Below are 13,836 nucleotides of genomic sequence, written 5' to 3'. Positions count from 1 at the left end.
AGGCTACTACAATACTACATCACCTTCGATTTTTACTTTTCACAAAAACACATCATTTAAGCCAAAAAGCTGTCTATAGGCTATATGGGAGTGCTTTTTTTATTTTTCACCATCCTAACTTTTATCCACACACCACTACATCATCAAAAAATTACTACTTTAGTCCTCTCAATTCCAGAAAATGAAGTACACGTTAATCTTTTTCCTTTTCTTAACCCTTGGTTTACCTGCGGCCTCACAGAATTTGGGCCTTCCTTTTTCCAAATTCTATTCGAGTGAGGAATATCAAGGGGGCATTCAGAATTTCTCCATTGCGCAGAGTGAAAAAGGATTGATCTACGTGGCCAATAATTTTGGGCTGCTGGAATATGACGGAACCAGCTGGAGGAAGTACTCCCTGCCCAACTCCACAAAAGTAAGGGATGTGGTCATTGATGACTCAGGTAGAATCCTGACAAGTGGTCAGGCTGATTTTGGATACTTTGCCTCTGACAAAAAAGGAAGTCTAGAATTTTTCTCTCTTATTGATAAATTACCCAGTGAGCTGCGCAACATCAATGAGGTTTGGAAGATTTTTAAAGCCCACGACCGCATTTATTTCTGCACAGTGGATTACATTTTCATCTTCAATAATGCTTTTGAGTATGTGGGAAATATTAAAAGTTATAGTTCATTTGAAAGCTATCATTTAGCTGGTAATCAAATTTATATAAACGAATGGGAGAAAGGCCTTCATATTATTTCAAAGGACAGCTTGTTGCCATTGGCAAGCGGTAATGATCTTGCGGGAAAAATGCTATCTGGAGTCATTTCCCTATCTCAAGATCAGCGCTTGGTGTTCACGAGGGATGAAGGAATCTACCTGCACACTGTCTCTGGATTGAAAAAATGGAGATACCAGTTGGAGGGCGGTTCCAAAATCAACAAAGCATTTCGGCTCAAGGAAGGAAGCATCGCCGTGGGCACTCAGAATGATGGCATGTACCTGATCAATGAGCTGGAGGGTGTCACCCAACACCTTCACAAAGGCAACGGGATCCAAAACAACACCATCCTATCCTTTTTTGAAGACATAGGGGGAAATCTCTGGATGGGGCACAACAATGGAATCACGCTGTTGGAATTGAACCTTCCCTTCAGAAAAATTGACCAATATTCCGGTTTGGAAGGTACAGGATATGATGCCCATTTGCTGCAAGGGAGGCTTTATTATGGTACCAATGATGGCGTTTATTCCCAAAACCTCAACACCCCCAGCAGGAATGTATCTCCCCTTTCCCAAACTGAGGGACAGGTTTATTGGATCTCCGACTATCAGGGGGATTTGCTTGTTGGCCATAATGACGGTGCCATTGTGTATGATGGGGACCGCTTGGACAAAACCCAGGAAACTAGTGGAATCTGGAACTTTCAGCCCTTGAAAAACCACCCAAACCTAGTTCTCAGTGGTGGGTATAACGGTTTGTTTCTTTTTGAAAACCAAAATGGCAAGCTGAGATTCAAGCGTAAACTACAAGGATTCAATGAAAGCTCCCGTATAGTGGAGCAGGATGAGGATGGCACCATATGGATGGCTCACGGTTATAAGGGTGTCTATAAATTACTGCTGGATGATAAACTGGAAAATGTGACTGTTCAGCATTACGGCAAAGATCAGGGACTACCCTCCAACCTGCTCAACAGCGTCTGGAAAATCAACAACCGCATTCTTTTTACTACAGAGATTGGGGTGTATTCCTACAATCAGTCCTCTGACAGCTTTGAGAAAGATGGCATGTTCAGCGCCTATTTTGACGAAGGCACCATTATCACCAGCATGGCAGAGGATCCCTTGGGCAACATCTTTTACATAGCCAGCCAGGAAGTTGGCGTTTTGGAAAAACAGATCAACGGTGGTTACCTCAAAAACCATCAAGTCTTCAACAAGATCAAGCCTTTACTCAACGATGATCTTCAAAATTTGGCGCTGATCCAGTCCAATGAGGTGCTCTTTGCCGCCAAGGAGGGATTTATCTGGTACAGACTTGATCAGAGCAAACCCGTGACTCCGGCCTACCCTACCCTCATCCGATCAATTTACCTGACCAATCCATCGGATTCCTTGATTTATAGCGGGAATTATAATAGTTCTAATAACGACGAGAGCATTTCCTACCCTTATGAAAATGGCAACATCAGGTTTGAGTTCAGCAACCCCGTACCCAACCAGGAAAACTCAACCCAGTTTCAGGTTTGGCTGGAAGGACTGGAGAGCGAGTATGGAGAATGGTCCAACAGGCGGGACCGCGCCTATACAAATCTGCGGGAAGGAGATTATGTGTTTCATGTGAGGAGCAAAAACCTCTATGGGGAACTAGGAGAAGAGGCCAGGTTTGCCTTTACCATCCTTCCTCCTTGGTACAGATCCACGTGGGCTTATATCATTTATGGGCTGATGGTGATTTCGGGGATATATTCTTCCTATCAGTGGATTGAAAAACGGAACAAGCTCAAGACAGCAAAGATTACCTCTGCCCAAAGGCAGGCCTTGAAGCAAAAGGAAATGGCCTTGCAGGATTCCCAGGCGGAGATCGAAAGGCTCCAAACCGAGAAGCTGGAAAATCAAATACAGAGCAAGAATAAGGAACTGGCCTCAGCAACCATGCACCTGATAAATAAAAATGGGTTTATCAATCACGTTAAAACCGGTGTGACTTCCGTAATCAAGAAGACCAAAAACCAAGAGGTTAAGCATGAACTGGAAAAGGTGGTGCAGAGCATAGAGAAAAACATAGCTGCCGATGCGGATTGGGAGCAGTTTGAGATTCATTTTGACCAGGTTCACGGGGATTTTCTATATAGGTTTAAGAAAAGATATGATAACCTCAGTCCGCAGGAAATCAAACTCAGCGCCTACCTTAGGATGAACCTTTCCTCCAAGGAAATAGCCAACCTGATGAATATCTCTACCCGGGGCATTGAGATCGCGCGATATAGACTGAGGAAAAAGCTGCAGCTGGAGCGCTCGGAAAACCTTCAGGAGTTTATCCTCAAGTTCTAAAGGGTAATTTCTTATCTTGCGTGCTGAAACCAAGCTTTTATGAACAACAACGATATATTGCGATCATTGCGCTACACTTTTGATTTCAATGATGACTCCATGATGGCGCTTTTTGCCCAGGGAGGCTATGAGGCCACAAGGTCTGAGGTAAGTGACTGGATGAAAAAAGAGGACGATGAATCTTTCCTACCTTTATATGACAAGGAACTGGCTGCTTTTCTCAACGGATTCATCATCGAAAAACGGGGCAAGAAAGACGGTGAGCAGCCCGCTCCAGAAAAAAGCCTGAACAACAATCAGATCTTCCGCAAGCTTAAGATTGCCCTTGAACTCAAAGATGAGGATATCTTGGTGATATTGGGCTTGGCTGATTTCCGCTTCAGCAAGCACGAGCTCTCGGCCCTTTTCCGCAAGCCTTCACAATCTCAATACAGAGTATGCAAAGACCAAGTCCTGCGCAATTTCCTGAGAGGTCTACAAATTAAGATGAGAGGGTAAAAATGTGGTTAGAAGTTTAGTCGGCCTGCGGCCTAGTTTAGAAGTTTAGAAACGCAAAGAGAAGACAGGGGTGAGGCGTTGGTTTCACGCGAAGAAAACTAAGGTAAAGCAAAGCTGCTCCAGTAGATCTCATTTCTAAACTCCTAAACTTCCCGATCCGCAAAGCGGTTATCGGGAAATAACCTTCTAAACTGATACACGGCTTTACGGTGAGTTTATTTTTACCTCACTAAAGTAGCTAGACCTTTATCTACATCCTGGGCGAGTTCCCTGATGGTTCGGGTTTGGAGGAGGTGGGTGAGATCGTCGCGGATGGCTTTGAAGTCCTTGTGAATCGGACAAGGATTTGTTTCGGAGCACTGCTTGAGTCCCAGGGCACATCCTCGGAAGATCCCGTCCCCATCAATGGCCACTACCAGGTCGATCAGTTTTATTTCCTCCTGTTCCTCATCGATATAAAAGCCCCCGTTGGGTCCTTTTGCTGAACTGATGATATTCAGTCTAGCAAGGGACTGCAATACTTTTGCGGTAAAAAACTCAGGTGCGTCAATTTCCTTACAGATGTCTTTGACACCCATTTTCAGGCCTTTGTTGCTTTGGCCCCATACGTAAATCACGGCTCTGATGCCGTATTCTGCTGCTTTTGAAAACATTTTTATTGTGTTATGTCGGGTGTCCGATGTCGGATGTCGGATGACCGATGTTAGATTTAGATGTCGGGTGTCTGTTCCTGCCAGCGCTCCCTTTATTCCCAGAATCGGTCCGTCCAGGTGTCGTCTACTTTGCGGTGGATGTAGGCAAGTTTATCCTCCAATTCCTCCATTTTATCTTCTGGGGTCACTTGCTGGATATGTTCAAACAACTCCCTTTCCTCAAATCTAATATGCTGCTCAAGCTTTTCGGCGAAAGTTTCCAGCTCCTCCCCCTTTCCTTTAGGAAAGTCGTTGATTTCTTCCACCAAAGCCCGAAGCTCCCTGTGTTGCTTTTCAGCAAGGGTCCGCATGGGATGGTTTTCATCGAGAAATGGAAATATATGCCTTTCCTCAAGCTCAAAATGGGTTGACAGATGTTCCCCAAAGTAATACTCCACATAGCGGACAATCCTTTCCTTTTCAAAGCCTACTTTTAGCCCCTTCCTGATTTTCCAGGAAAGCAACAAACCAAAATGGTGGTCCTGGCTTAACGGAACCAGCGCAGTGTGTCTTTTCAAGGGTTTGCCCATTTTCTTCTTGGATTGATAAACATGTCAAATATACTCATAATTCGGATAATCTTATCCCAATTAGGGGTTGAAGAACTGACATTTTTGTGTAACCTATAATATTTTTATATTTATACTAAATTATGACTTATGTCATAGTTTGGATTTTTCAGTCAACCTACTTTTGAATCAAATCTTTTCCTTATGGGCAGACTACCCAAATTCAAGCGGTTTATGTTCCGCTACTCCCTGATCCCCCCGCGAAAATGGCGGCCTGCCGCTACCGTATTGGTTGCCTCAATCATTGGTCTGGGTCTGTACATGGTGAAATTGAGCAATGCAGCCTCCTATCTTTCGGACGATCCCCAAGCCTGTGTCAACTGCCACGTGATGACACCCCAGTATATCACCTGGAACCACAGTGCCCACCGCGAGGTAGCCCACTGCAATGACTGCCACGTCCCCCACGATAATGTCTTCAATAAGTATTACTTCAAAGCCATGGATGGGCTTTACCATTCTGCCATCTTCACGTTGAGAGCGGAGCCGGAGGTAATCAAGGCCCGCGAGCCCTCTGTAGAGGTGATTCAAAACAACTGCATCCGGTGCCACACCCCGCAGGTGACAGATGCCAAGCTTTCGGGGTTCGTAGAGGACCACCATGCTAAACGCACCGACCGCCTCTGCTGGGAATGCCACAGGGAAGTGCCCCATGGCAGGGTAAAAAGTCTCTCATCTGTGGGCCATCAAATTGAGCCCATCCGGGCCCATGCCCCTTCTGATCTTCAAATTGTACCCAAATGGTTGAGAGATACCATGAAAGATAAAAAAAGCAACACACCGTCCACAACTAATAAATAACCATTTACCATGAGAAATTGGATTCTTTTCATTGGCACCATCATAGTCGTCTTTTTATTGGCAATGCTGGCCTATACAATTATGGACAGGAAAGCTGAGGCAAAATTTGCCTATCAGCCCAAGGTTCAAATTGATGGTATCGAACCGCGCGATTCCATTTGGGGCCTTAATTACCCCCGACAGTATCAATCCTATCAAAGAACTGCCGACACCACCTTTACCAGTAAATACAACACCAGCGCCCTACGGGATGCCTTGGAAGACCAGCCGGAAATGGTGATCCTTTGGGCAGGCTATGCATTCAGCAAGGGCTACAACGAGCCAAGGGGGCATGCCTACGCGGTGCACGACGTGCTGCACTCCGTCAGGATCGGTGCGCCTATGGAGGCTGGTGAGGGCGTGATGCCAAGCACCTGCTGGACCTGTAAAAGCCCCGACGTGCCCCGCTTGATGAGCGAAATGGGTGTGACGGAGTATTACAGCAAAAAGCTTTCTGACCTGGGTCCTGAAGTGATCAACCCAATAGGATGCGCGGATTGCCACAATCCCGAAACCATGAATCTGACCATTACCAGACCGGCACTGATCGAGGCATTTGAAGCCATGGGCAAGGATATTAACAACGCCACCCACCAGGAAATGCGCTCGCTGGTATGCGCGCAGTGTCACGTGGAGTATTATTTTGACAAAAATAAGCCTGGCAAGGAAGGCGCCCAGTACCTGACTTTCCCTTGGAAAGATGGGATGGATGTGGAGTCTATCGAAGCTTACTTTGACAACATTGACTTTGCTGACTGGATCCACCCGATGAGCAAGGCCAAGATGCTGAAAGCCCAGCACCCGGATTACGAATTGTTCTCCATGGGCGTACACGCCCAACGAGGCGTAAGTTGTGCGGACTGCCATATGCCTTACCGAACTGAGGGCGGTCAGAAATTTACCGACCACCACATAGGATCCCCCCTAAACAATGTGGAAAACAGCTGTTTTGTGTGCCACAGAGAAAAAGTTTCCGATCTGGTAAATGATGTCTATGAGCGACAGAGAAAAATCAAGGAAGGCACCAATAAATTAAGGAGGATCATAGCCATGGCCCACTTTGAGGCAGAGAAGGCCTGGGAGCTTGGTGCCACCCAAGAACAGATGAAAGACATCCTTACCGGCATCAGACATGCCCAGTGGAGATGGGATTATGCAGTGGCCTCCCATGGGGCGGCTTTCCACGCTCCGCTTGAAACCAGTAGAATTGTAACCTCCGCCACGGATATTATCCAGGAAACCCGCATCAAACTGACCCGAGTACTGGCCGATTTGGGACATAATGAGCCTGTGAAAACCCCAGACCTAAACAGCAAAAGTGCACTTCAGGCCTATATAGGTATTGACCTTGAAAAGGAAACTGAGGCTAAAGGGAAATTCCTCGAGCAGGTGGTACCGAGATGGTTGAAGGAAGGCAGGGCCAGAGAGGCACAAAAAGAAGTAAAAGTACTTAGCAATAAATGATATTGGGTTGAGAAATAGGGCACTTATATTGTTCGTGTATTACACTATAAATCAGTTAAATATATTGAACAATACCTTTACTCAGTTTTAAAATATCAATGTTATGAAAAAATGGATAACCATTGGATTGGTCATGATAATGATACTTTCCTACTACAGTGCGATGGCACAGTTTAGCATTGACGGCCAGTATATAACCCGGGGAGAATACCGGAATGGCTTCGGCAGACCCATTGGGGAAGGAGAAAGCCCAGCAGCATTTATTGCCCATAGGGCCCGACTACAGGCGAGTTACCGAATGGATGGCTTTAATTTTTTCATGAGTGTACAGGATATCCGGACTTGGGGCAATACCACTCAGGTCAAGCTAACCGACAATTTTTTATCCGTCCATGAGGCTTGGCTTGAGGCGGATATGGGCCCCATGTGGAAAATCAAGCTTGGCCGGCAGGAATTGAATTACGATAATGCCCGCTTCTTGGGTAATTTGGATTGGGCGCTCCAAGCCAGGGCACATGATTTTGCACTGGTCAAATATGAAAAAGAAGACATGAAGCTTCATTTTGGAGGGGGATTCAACCAAGAAAACCAGTTCCTCTTTGAGACTACCTTCGTTATTCCCAACCAATATAAGGTAGCCCAAATGGCCCGATATGAAAACAAGTACGGGGATTTTCATTTCTCGGCTATGTTTTGGAATGACGGCAGGCAGTTTTGGACAGTTGAAGATGAAGAATTCTCCACCACGGGAGTGGATTTCCGACAGACGATTGGGCTCCCCACATTGAAATACCAAATGGGCAACACCACCTTTACAGGGTACTATTACCACCAATTGGGAAGAGATAGATTTGGCGTGGAAAGAAGAAGGATCAATGCCTATAATGTAAGTGCCCAGGTCACCCAGCAGTTTGACATCAATAATGAGATAGGCAGAAAGTTCAGACTTGTCGGAGGCTTTGAGATTCTAAGCGGCGGGGTGGACTCTTTGACGAATAATGCCTACTCCCCGCTTTATGGTACCAACCACCTATTTAACGGTTACATGGATCTGTTTTACGTAGGCGGAGCCCATGAAAACAATGTGGGCCTTCAGGATTATTTTCTCAGAGGCCGATATGATTTCAATGAAAGGTTTTTCCTTCAAGGCGATGCCCATTTGTTTTACTCCTATGCAAGTGTATTCGGACCTGAAGGAGGTCCAGATCCTTTGAGCAACTTCATGGGAACCGAGCTGGATTTGAGTTTTGGTTATGTATTCACCGATGCGATTTCCCTTCAGGGGGGATACAGCCAATTTTTCCACACAGATACTTATCGCGCCATACAGGGCAACCGTAACCTAAGAGACACCCAAAACTGGGCCTATCTCATGATGATCTTTAGGCCCAATATGAAGAATAAATTTATAGGAATATTACTGTAGGAAGAATGAGGTTAGTGAAGTTAGTATTTTCCACCAAGGTTACCTTGGTGCTGTTGATTGCTTTTGCTGGAAGTATGGCCTGGGCCACCTTTATAGAAAATGATCACGGGACAGCCGTAGCCCGGGGCATGGTCTATGATTCCTGGTGGTTTGAAATCATCCTGATATGGTTGGCCTTCAATTTTTTGGGGCACATCCAGCATTACAAGTTATTCAGCGCCAAGAGGTGGCCGATAGGATTGTTTCACATTGCCTTTGTAATCACCATATTGGGAGCGGGTATCACCCGCTACATGAGTGAGGAAGGCATGATACACATCCGTGAAGGTGAAACTGGAAATACCTTCTACACTACCGCGCATTACCTGCAGGTGAAAAACCACAATGCCGAGAAGGGAAATAGTTTTGAGAAGCCTATTGCCCTGATTGGTCATAAATTCAGACCACAAACCCATAAGGTAAACTTCAATGAGCCCAATTTCAAAGTGACTTTTGAGGATTACATCATTGGCGGCAGGGAGGAGTTTGAACAAGGTGATCAAACCTATATCGGTCTAGCTGTGGCAGTGGGATCCGGAAGGGAGGATTATCTGGTCAACCCGGGTCAGACAGTGAAACTGGGGGACTTTGAACTGGGAACTACTTTGGAGGCGGAAAGTCCTGTGAAAGTCTTCAAAACAGATTCTTCCTGGATGATCCACACCAACATTCACCTACAGCTGATGGACATGAATACCCAGCAGATGGGCGTGATGCATGCCGGGGAAACCCAGCCCATCCGCTACAGATCCCTATATCAATGGGATGCGGGAGCTTTTATAGTGAAATCAATCGAGGAAAACGCACAGCTACACTACGGGCCGGAGCCAGACCCTGAGGTGGCAAAAAACAGGTCGGACATCATCAAACTTGCCATCAAAGATCAAGATGACAATCCTATTTCTAACGCCTATTTTAAGCTCACCAGCCTAAAGCCCAATTGGCATTCCTTTGAACATGATGGGCAGGAATTCAGCCTAACATATGGCCCCAAGGCTATTTCTTTCCCATTTGAATTATATTTAAATGCCTTCGAGTTGGACCGCTACCCGGGTAGCCAAAGCCCAGCCAGCTATGCCAGTGAGGTGATGGTGAGGGATAATGGAGATGAATTCCCCTACCGGATTTTTATGAACAATGTGTTGGACTACAGGGGATACAGGTTTTATCAGTCCTCCTACGATACAGACGAAATGGGCACGGTGCTTTCCGTCAATCAGGATCGGCCAGGCACTTATTTGACTTACTTTGGCTACTTCCTAATGACCCTGGGTATGTTTATGACCCTATTTGTAAAAGGCAGCCGCTTCCAGATGCTGAATAGAAAACTGGGGACGCTGAGGAAAAAAGCCATGGTGACTCTGCCCCTCTTTTTATTCGCCATCGCAGGCCTTCAGGCCCAAACGCCAGTACCTACAGTAGCGCCAGAAAGCATTGTACCCAAGGAGGTAGCTGACGAGTATGGTAAACTGATCGTACAGGATCTTGACGGTAGAATGAAGCCTTTGAATACCCTTGCCAATGAAATTGTGAGGAAAGTGGCGGGAAAATCTTATGTGGACATTCCAACCGATGCTGGTACAGAAAGGTTGACGGCAGAGCAATTTTTGCTTGCCATACAGCTGGATCCTGTGAGTTATAGCCATTTGCCGATTATTAAGATAGACAGTGAAAAATCCCTACATGCATTTGCAGCATTGGACCTGGAGCCAACTGACAGGATTAGCTTCAGGGATTTCCTGAACGATGACGGGGAATACAGACTTTATGAATTGGTGGAAATTGCCAATATGCTCAAGCCATCTGAGCGAAATGAAAGCCATAAAGAATTGCTCAAAACAGATGAACGCTTCAATATCTTCTATGCCCTGTTGACAGGTGATTTTCTGAGAATTTTTCCAAACCAATTGGATGAAAATAACACTTGGTTTACCAGTCAGCAACACCAGCAGGGGTTTGAAGAGGAGGATGCCATTTTTGTCAAAAATATCACCCCACTTTTTCTGAACGGCGTGAAAAAAGGATTGGAGCAAAACAACTGGGAAGATGCCTATGAAGCGCTTAACTACATCAATGTCTTCCAGCAATATGCGGGCAAGGAAGTCTATCCTAGTGAAAACCTGATCATGGCAGAAGTGCTATACAACCGATTAAACCTAGGCACTAGAATGTTTGGTCCCTTCTGGTTGATTGGATTATGCATGCTGATGCTGGGAATTACCATGTTGTTCAAGGAAAATAAACCCTTACATATCGCTTGGAGTGTAGGCAATGTTTTGGGTTGGATCGGCTTGTTGGTGTTTACCTTTCACTTGGGATTGAGATGGTACATTGCCAAGCACCCGCCTTGGAGTGATGGGTTCGAGATGTTGGTCTTCGTGGCCTGGGGTGTGCTATTCTTCGGTTTGATATTTTCCGATAAATCAAAATTTACTGTGCCACTCGGGCTTCTGTTTTCAGGCACACTCCTCTTTGTGGGGTTTCTGGATTGGCTAAACCCTGAAATCACCAACTTGATGCCGGTGCTCCACTCCTACTGGCTCAAAATTCACGTGGCAGTAATAGTAAGTGGCTATGCGCCATTGGCACTTTCCGCCATCATGGCCTTGCTAAGCCTGATGCTGCTGATCTTCAAGCCTACCGCACCAAAAGCCAAATGGTGGCTGAGCATGCAGGAACTCAATGTGGTGAATGAAATGTCCATCACCATCGGCCTGTTTTTGCTGACCATTGGCACCTTCCTTGGTGGCGTATGGGCCAACGAAAGCTGGGGCCGCTACTGGGCTTGGGATCCAAAGGAAACCTGGGCGTTGATCTCCATCATCATCTATGCGGCCATCCTACATTTGAGATTGATTCCTCCATTGAAAAACAGCCTGCTTTATAATTTGGCCAGTCTTTGGGGTTTCTCTACCATCATCATGACCTCCTTTGGGGTCAACTATTACCTATCGGGTTTGCACTCCTACGCCGCCGGTGATCCGGTACCGGTGCCACATTGGGTATATTGGATTGTAGCCGTTCTACTTGTAATCTCTGTGATCGCCTGGATGAAGTATAAAAAACTTGGCGATGATGAAAAGAAAAGGTTGGTGGTGTAAGCCCTAGCCTATTCAGGTACCAAGGGAGTATGAAGCGTGTATGAAGCGTCTCATATCCAACCTTCACCCAGTCTTGGCCCAGCACCTGCCCACTCCTCACCCAAAGTTTTCTTGGGTCAAGGTCGGGTGAGTGTTGGGCCAAAGTTGGGTTACAAGCGGGAATGAGTACCTTTATAGTCCACAAGATACTACAAGATGAAGCGATTATTCATTTTCCCAATTGTCCTTGCCCTTCTCGCCGCCTGTTCTCAGGCTCCAACTTCTTCCGATGACAATGACGCCCAGGCCATCACCGAAATGAGCAAGGCCAGGGCAAAGGCCTTTAATGAAGGAGATGCGGCAACCATTGCCGGACATTTTACCAAAAATGGAGTCCTCATGGCCCCCGGCCAAGAAGTAGCCACCGGCACGGAGGCCATTGAAGCCTATTATGCAAAAATCTTTGAAGAATATGAGGCTATACTGGACAGCTGGTATGAGGAAATAGAGGTTTCCGGCGACATGGGCTTCGGGCGCGGCGAGGCAAGGGTCACTTTGATAGATAAAACCTCCGCCGACACCACCGAAAGCAGCTCCAAATACCTCAACATCGTGAAAAGACAGGAGGACGGCTCCTGGAAAACCAGCCATGATGTGTGGAATGATAATTAGGCGGAAGACCGAGGACGGGAGAAGGCGTTCGGACAAGCGGGAATAAAAGGGACACGGAGTTTCGCAGAGTTTTATTGGAGTTTCACAGAGCCGCATCGCGGAGAATATACACAAGAAAAATTAGGACGTGAATATTTAGCAAACATTTTACATTTTCCAAAATGATGAATTTCAAATTATGATTGCCCGCCATGGTAAGAATAATGAAACTTCTTCTCGTTTAACTGATACCCCACCCCATCCTAAGAGCGAAGCTCGAAGGGAGGGTTCCGTGAATAAGGACAATTAATTACATAAGCCTCCAAATTACTCCTAAAAGCATCATACCCTGCGGTGTACTTCGTACTTGGTACCTAGTACTTTGTACCTTATTTTAAGTAAAAGACCCATGAATCAAAAATCCACAGGTCTTTGCTATCAATTAGCCTTATGAAAATTTAAAAAGTTATACCACTTTTTGTGCGGAATTTTGGGGTAAAGCTTTGAAGTATAATTTCCAAACCATTATTCCAGCCATCAATACAAACATTCCCAATACGATCCATCCGTTGATTATCCCTAGGCTTTGCCGTACCTCGGGATATTTCAGGAGAGCTGCAAGCATCCTTCCTAGCAAAGTGATCTGGAAGAATGACCAACCCCACCACAGCACAGGATGGTAAATGGTTTCAGGTTTCTTGAATACCGCAGGAAGGATGACAGGTGCATGGGCCCAGATCATGCTGAAGGCAAAGCCAAGAAAGTAGGTGTGAAGGAAAATATCATAGAATAGCGGGTGTTCCTCCAAAAGCAGAAGCGACACCCCAAAGACCCCCAGCCAGGAGTAACCCACCATAAGTCCAATACCTACATATTGATGAAATCCTGCTTTCTTAATGGAATTTTTGGCCATATCAAATTTGATCAACCACAGACCTACCAGGAATGCCACCCAGCCTTGCAGGAGATTGCCACCCTCGTGGAAAGGGATCAACAATCCTAGAAAAAATAGGATGAGAAGGGCATAAAGCAGGTATTTGCTCCAAGGGGGATTGGGTAGAAACTTGCCAAACTCCAGTCGTTCCCCTACTATGGTAAAGAGAATGAACCCTATCCACCAGGTCGTGGCAGCAGGCACAAATTCGGTTTTGATAACCAGCAAATTTCCAATCAGCCAGCCAATAGCCCCCAGGCACAAGATCCATTGCTCCACCAGCTTGTATCTGGATGCCTGCAGATATAGAATAACCACCAAGCCCGTCTGCTGGCCTGCCAGGATAGCTATGGTCGCCAAAACCCCCAATAAGGGGACGGCAAGCCAGTTTTTTGATGGCAGCACAATAGCCCTTTCCAATGAAATAAGGGTTCCCATAAAACAGCCCGTCATCAATAAACCATGATTAATGGCAGAGTTTACATTAGGGAATCCAGACCAGCCTAACCTGGTCCAGCCTCCCACTATGCCCATCACCAACCCTACTAGTATTAAGGGCAACAACCATTGAGGTTTCAGCATTTTACCCATACCCCACTGCAT

10 protein-coding genes are annotated in these 13,836 nt (G+C 46.0%); 7 read left to right on the top strand and 3 right to left on the bottom strand.

What is annotated here, in order from left to right:
• Positions 1–181: 181 nt before the first annotated feature.
• Complete coding sequence (locus tag KI659_RS10740) at positions 182–3,040, top strand: ligand-binding sensor domain-containing protein (protein ID WP_213945351.1); 2,859 nt, start codon at positions 182–184, stop codon at positions 3,038–3,040.
• Positions 3,041–3,079: 39 nt separating this feature from the next.
• On the top strand, positions 3,080–3,538 hold the full coding sequence (locus KI659_RS10735; protein ID WP_213945350.1) for a YehS family protein: 459 nt from the start codon (positions 3,080–3,082) through the stop codon (positions 3,536–3,538).
• Positions 3,539–3,759: 221 nt separating this feature from the next.
• On the opposite strand, the gene KI659_RS10730 is transcribed toward KI659_RS10735, so the two are convergent.
• Entirely contained in the window at positions 3,760–4,191 is a 432-nt protein-coding gene (locus KI659_RS10730; protein WP_213945349.1) for an RrF2 family transcriptional regulator, read from the bottom strand.
• A gap of 92 nt (positions 4,192–4,283) precedes the next feature.
• Positions 4,284–4,748 (bottom strand): hemerythrin domain-containing protein, encoded by a 465-nt coding sequence (locus KI659_RS10725; protein ID WP_213945348.1) that lies wholly within the window; start codon positions 4,746–4,748, stop codon positions 4,284–4,286.
• 195 nt (positions 4,749–4,943) lie between these two features.
• Here KI659_RS10725 and nrfH point away from each other — a divergent pair, with 195 nt between their 5' ends.
• From nrfH to KI659_RS10700, 5 genes are all read left to right on the top strand, one after another.
• Complete coding sequence (gene nrfH, locus KI659_RS10720) at positions 4,944–5,600, top strand: cytochrome c nitrite reductase small subunit (protein WP_213945347.1); 657 nt, start codon at positions 4,944–4,946, stop codon at positions 5,598–5,600.
• Positions 5,601–5,609: 9 nt separating this feature from the next.
• A complete protein-coding gene (gene nrfA, locus KI659_RS10715; RefSeq protein WP_213945346.1) occupies positions 5,610–7,103 on the top strand; it encodes an ammonia-forming cytochrome c nitrite reductase in 1,494 nt (497 codons plus the stop codon).
• A gap of 103 nt (positions 7,104–7,206) precedes the next feature.
• Positions 7,207–8,529, top strand: coding sequence for an alginate export family protein (locus tag KI659_RS10710; RefSeq protein WP_213945345.1), 1,323 nt, complete (start codon positions 7,207–7,209; stop codon positions 8,527–8,529).
• Between the two features lie 5 nt (positions 8,530–8,534).
• Positions 8,535–11,669, top strand: coding sequence for a cytochrome c biogenesis protein (ccsA, locus tag KI659_RS10705; protein WP_213945344.1), 3,135 nt, complete (start codon positions 8,535–8,537; stop codon positions 11,667–11,669).
• Positions 11,670–11,864: 195 nt separating this feature from the next.
• Complete coding sequence (locus KI659_RS10700) at positions 11,865–12,320, top strand: YybH family protein (RefSeq protein ID WP_213945343.1); 456 nt, start codon at positions 11,865–11,867, stop codon at positions 12,318–12,320.
• A 445-nt stretch (positions 12,321–12,765) separates the two neighbouring features.
• On the opposite strand, the gene KI659_RS10695 is transcribed toward KI659_RS10700, so the two are convergent.
• Complete coding sequence (locus KI659_RS10695; protein WP_213945342.1) at positions 12,766–13,824, bottom strand: hypothetical protein; 1,059 nt, start codon at positions 13,822–13,824, stop codon at positions 12,766–12,768.
• Positions 13,825–13,836: the final 12 nt, after the last annotated feature.

The organism is Litoribacter ruber (assembly GCF_018449405.1).
Classification (GTDB): Bacteria; Bacteroidota; Bacteroidia; order Cytophagales; family Cyclobacteriaceae; genus Litoribacter; species Litoribacter ruber.
This window is presented reverse-complemented; position numbering and strand designations above follow the sequence as displayed.